The organism is Mesorhizobium waitakense (genome assembly GCF_056431085.1).
Map to the genome: position 1 here is coordinate 1 of NZ_JBWKME010000039.1, position 5,115 is coordinate 5,115.

The window sequence follows — 5,115 nt, forward strand, 5'->3', positions numbered from 1 at the left end:
ATCGCACGCAACAGGCGATCAAGGAAGGAGGCATCATGACAACTTCGGTTCTGGAAAGACCCTGTCCCATTCACCGAAGGGCTGGTTGGCGGTGATGAGCATGGAGCGTCGCTCGTAGCGGGCGCTGATGAGCTCGAACAGCACGCTGGTCTCGGCCTGGTCCTTGGTGACGTAGGCGAGGTCGTCAAGGACCAACAGATGGAAGCGGTCGAGCCGGTTGATGGCGGCTTCAAGGCCGAGTTCGCGGCGTGCGACCTGCAGCTTCTGGACGAGGTCGGTGGTGCGGCTGAACATGACCCGCCATCCGTTCTCGATGAGGGCGAGCCCGACGGCGGAGGCGAGATGGCTCTTTCCGCCGCCAGGCGGACCGAACAGCAGCAGGTTCGCTCCCTTCTCGAGCCAGCTGTCGCCGGCGGTAATCGCCATCACCTGCGCCTTGGAGATCATCGGCACGGCCTCGAACTCGAACGTATCGAGGGTCTTTCCCGGCAACAGGTGAGCTTCGGCGAGATGGCGCTCGATGCGGCGTCGATCGCGTTCGGCCAGCTCGTGTTCGGTGATCGCGGCAAGGAAGCGGCCGGCGGGCCAGCCTTCCTTGTCGGCCTGTTCGGCGAACTGCGGCCACATGAGCTTGATGGCGGGCAGGCGCAATTCGTTGAGGAGCAGGCTAAGCCTCGCGGCATCGATGGCGGTGTTGGTCTTCATGCCGCGTCTCCGGCCATCTTGAGTTCGGGGCTGGTGCCGATCAGGGTCTCATATGCGTTCAGCGGCCCAAGGCGCACGACGACGTTCGGTAGCCGGGAGGGATCTGGGGCGAAGCGTTCCCGCAAGGTGGTCATGTCGGGCAACCGCCGTGCCTTGAGCGAGAGGGCCAACTGATCGGCCAGTTCGCGCTCGCAGCAGCGTTCGTGAGCCATGGCAAGGAGTTCGACCATGGTGCGGCAGGCCTGCCGCTCGGGCAGACGATCGATGAGCATGTCGAAGGTTCGTCGGTATGCCTCGCGTGGAAAGAGCCGATCGCGATAGACGAGATTCAAAAGCGCCATCGGCTTGCGGCGCAGCGAATGGATGACATGGCGGTAGTCGACTACCTGACCGTGCTTGCCGGATGGAGAGGCGCGACCGCGGGGTAGCGTCATCAAGGGCGTGCCACCGATGAAGATGTCCAGTCGATCGTCGAAGAGGCGCACCCGGAGGCGATGGCCGATCAGTCGCGAGGGCACGGTGTAGAACACCTTGCGCAGCGTGAAGCCGCCCGATGACGTGACGCGCACGGAGACCTCCTCATAGTCGCATGTGCGCCGGACGGGCAGATCCTGGAGTTCGGCGCGCTCGATGTCGATGCGCTTGGAATTACGCGCATTGCAGCGGCTGACGATCTCGTCGACGAAGCGGCGGTAGGCGGCGAGATCGTCGAAATCGGTCGATCCCCTCATCAGCAGCGCGTCGTCGAGTGCCCGTTTGAGATGGCCGTGTGGACCCTCGATGGAGCCGTTCTCATGTGCGATGCCGGCATTGTTGCGGGTAGCAGTCATGCCGTAATGGGCAATGAGTTCCTCGTAGCGGCGCGTCACGTCCGCGCGGGCGTCCCTGTCCAAATTGCGGAACGCAGCCGACAGACTGTCCGAGCGATGTTCACGAGGAACCCCGCCGAGCGACCAGAGCGCATTCTGCAGGCCTTCGGCGAGCGCCACGAAGCTCTCGCCGCCGAGCACGACATGGGTATGCTCGAAGCCTGAATAGGCGAGCCGGAAATGGTAAAGGCGATGGTCGAGCAACTCGCCGGCGATCGTGACGCCAGCGCCGCCCATGTCCGTAAAGTCCGACAGGCCGACCCGGCCGGGTTCGTGCACCTGCCGGAAAATGACTTCCTGCTCCTCGCCATGAACAGCGCGCCAGGATCGGACGCGGCGCTCGATCGTGCGGCGGATGCCGGCGCCCAGTTCGGGGTGGCGCCGCAACATCTCCTCGAAGATGGCGACCGACCGGATGCCAGATGCGGCCCGCAGCAGAGGCACGATCTCGGTGTCGAAAATATCGGCAAGCGGATCGGGCCGCCGACGATCCCGCGGCGTATTCTTTTGCGAAGGCAGCCTCGTATCCTTCTCAATGCGATAGGCCGTGGCTGTGCTGATCGACGCCTTCGCCGCCGCGACGGCCGTCGTATGGGTCTTACGGAACTTCATGAAAAGCCTCATCTGGTGATCGGTTACGTGGCGGCCGGGCACAAAGTGATTCCTCCAATTGGAAAAACCACAGGCATACCGGTCGGCCGCGATCACCAGACGACGCCCCCAAACGAGCGCCGCCGGCGACTTGAAACTCCGGTCGGGCTCCGCCCTCCCTGCGTCTCAAGCCGCCGGCATTCTCATCCTGATTGACGCTGCGCTCTCACGTTGATTGCCGCGCCGCAGATCGGGAAGTGCGATGTCATGGTCCACGAGGTATCGCAGGACGCCACTGATCGAGCGACACCTTTCAAACAAAGCGAAGACCAGGCGTATGACCCTTTGAACCTCCTCGTCCGGGTCCAGTGCCACTTCTCCTGAGGGCTTCAGCACATAACCGCGCGGCAGACCAAGGATGAGTTCGCCACGACACGCCTTGGCCTTGCGCCCTTCGTACATCCGAGCTTTCAGAATATGGAGCTCAGCTTCACTCATCGTGCCCTTCAGGCCGAGCAACAGCCGGTCATTGTAGGTGCTCGGATCGTAGATGCCGTCGGCATCGCCAATCAGCGTATCAAACAACGCGCACATTTCCAGAAGTTGATGCCAGTCACGGCATGATCGTGCGAGGCGGGAGACTTCGATGCCAATGACCATTCCGACATGACCGAGCCCAACCTCCGCGACGAGACGCTGGAAGCCGGGCCGATCAAGCGCCGACGCGCCCGAGCGGCCCAGATCGTCATCGATCACCGTTATCTGGTCACGACGCCACCCCAGCCGGAATGCCCGGTCCGCCAAGGCGTATTGAAGCCGCGTTGACTCGCGGTTGTGTTCGACCTGTCGAACCGTCGACTGCCGAACGTACACGATGGCCTGGCGATCATTGTGACGGCTGTGGATCTTTTCCGGCAACGTGAAGGTGAGCAGGCTCGGTTCTGCATTCATGACCGATCTCCCGATCCGTCGACACATTCCGTTGTATCAGGTTGCTGATCAGCGCTACGAGGCGACGACGGCGATCTGCCGGCAAATCCGTCCAGCGGATGTATATTCGCTTCTGGCTCATCACGATTCGCCATCCATTGGGTCAACAGAATCAGCGCTTTGTGGCCAATGCGTGGTATCAGCGGAACCTCACCTCCAGAGGTTTCCTTACTATGCGCTTTCAATGGGGTTAAAGTCCGGGGAGTAGGGCGGAAGATAGCGAAGGGAAGCCCCCGCAGCCTCGATGATTTCGCGGACACCGACCACTTTATGAGCAGGCAGGTTGTCCATCACGACGACATCGTCGGGTTGAAGCGTCGGCACGAGGACGCGGCGCAAGTAGACCAGGAATGCTTCGCCATCCATGGCGCCGTCCAGGAGCCAGGGCGCGACGATCCCGTCGAGGCGCAGGCCGGCCGTGAAGGTCGTGGATTTCCAGTGCCCATGAGGAACAGCCGCCCGGCAACGCTGTCCACGCGCAGAGCGGCCTCGTAGCCGGGCCATCTTGGTATTGAGGCCACTTTCGTCGATGAAGATCAGGCGGCTCGGATCGAGATCGAGTTGGCCTTCGAACCACTCTTCCCGCGCTGCCAAAACATCCGGTCGCTGCTGTTCGGCCGCGTGCGCTGTCTTTTTTTGTACGTGATGCCACGCTTTGCGAAGAACGCATGGACCGTCGTCAGGCTGGCTTTGACCCCGCGCTCTGCCGCAAGGCGATCGACGATCTCGGCAAGCGTGATGTCCCGCTCATCGGTCTCGACCAAGGCGAGAATGAAAGTCTCGTGCGCGTCCAGCTTCGATACCTTCGGCTTGCCCTGCCGCCCAGGTTCCAGATTGCCGCTCGAACGCCAGGCCCGATACCATGCACCAGACGTCGATATCCCGATGGCAAACCGCCGTGCCGCTTCTCGGGTCGACAGGCCTGCCTCTATCGCCTCGATAACACGCGTCCGCAAATCCAGGCTGTAAGCTCGTGCCATGCCGCTGCTCCTTCCGCAAATCACTTCGATCAGGGAATCAGAACAAGCCGTTCACTGCAAACAAACGACTCCGATTAAGGGAAAACCGCTCTAAAATGTTAAGGCGACGCATCAGCTTCAAGGCCGCCTTCTTGTTCCGGCGGCTCTGGATCAAGGCATCGAGAACATAGCCATCGGCATCGACGGCCCGCCACAGCCAGAATTTCTTGCCCTTGATAGCAACGACTGTTTCGTCGAGATGCCACTTGTCGGCAAAACTACCCCTGGACCGCCGCCGGATGGAGCGGGCATATCCGCGGCCGAACTTGGCAGCCCATTCCGCGACAGTCTGGAACGAGACTTCGATGCCGCGCTCGGCCAGAAGATCTTCCACATGACGCAGGCTCAGTGGAAATCGGAAGTAGAGCCACACCGCATACGCTATGATCTCGGCAGGAAAACGATGACGCTTGTATCGGAGCGTCATAATATCGGTGGGCGGGTGCGGGCTCATGCCCGTAAAGTCCGCCTAAAATGTTAAGGCGACGCTACCATCCCAACCACTACACCATCAGAAATCGCTATGGCCCCTGGTCGATAGTGAGGCTGACTTCTGTCACCGGTAAAAATATCACCGTTGATGATAAGAGTGTCGACGGTCTTCTTGTGCATTGTTTTACCTCTTGCGAATGCATTGTTTCACCCTCTTGCGAAGCCATCCCACTTCGCCCGGCGGGAGACCTGATTTGGTAGCTTAGGGCGGCGCGGATCATTCGGTTGGCGCCGTTCGTGCTGACGCCCACGGCATCCCCATAGACGCCTTTCTTCGGCTCGGCGATCCCGTCGCGGGTTCGATGATGCCCTCGTCCGGCATCATGCAGGCGCTGCCTGGCTGCGCTAGAGAGATTGGCTCCTACACACCGGCCAACATGGATTGCGTCGAGTTAGGCGGATGGATACGCGCCCGCCTCATCGGTTCTCGCTCTCAAAAACCCGGAACG

Annotated in this window: 2 protein-coding genes and 3 pseudogenes; all 5 read right to left on the reverse strand. The window is 61.2% G+C overall.

Annotated elements, in window-relative coordinates:
- Positions 1–36 precede the first annotated feature (36 nt).
- Positions 37–705: pseudogene (gene istB, locus AC07FD_RS09805) on the reverse strand (IS21-like element helper ATPase IstB); the annotation flags it as partial.
- On the reverse strand, positions 702–2,228 hold the full coding sequence (gene istA / locus AC07FD_RS09810) for an IS21 family transposase (protein ID WP_478349667.1): 1,527 nt from the start codon (positions 2,226–2,228) through the stop codon (positions 702–704). The gene istA and the pseudogene istB, both read right to left, overlap by 4 nt.
- Positions 2,229–2,351: 123 nt before the next feature.
- Positions 2,352–3,116: a recombinase family protein gene (locus tag AC07FD_RS09815; RefSeq protein ID WP_478349668.1), complete on the reverse strand. Its 765-nt coding sequence runs from the start codon at positions 3,114–3,116 to the stop codon at positions 2,352–2,354.
- Positions 3,117–3,329: 213 nt separating this feature from the next.
- Positions 3,330–4,135: pseudogene (locus tag AC07FD_RS09820) on the reverse strand (IS630 family transposase); the annotation flags it as partial.
- A gap of 100 nt (positions 4,136–4,235) precedes the next feature.
- A pseudogene (locus AC07FD_RS09825) lies at positions 4,236–4,628 on the reverse strand (IS6 family transposase); the annotation flags it as partial.
- Positions 4,629–5,115 lie beyond the last annotated feature (487 nt).

Bases quoted from the DNA above. Each gene is read 5' to 3' on its own strand.
- AC07FD_RS09815 (WP_478349668.1), bottom strand. From the start codon at position 3,116: ATGAATGCAGAACCGAGCCTGCTCACCTTCACGTTGCCGGAAAAGATC.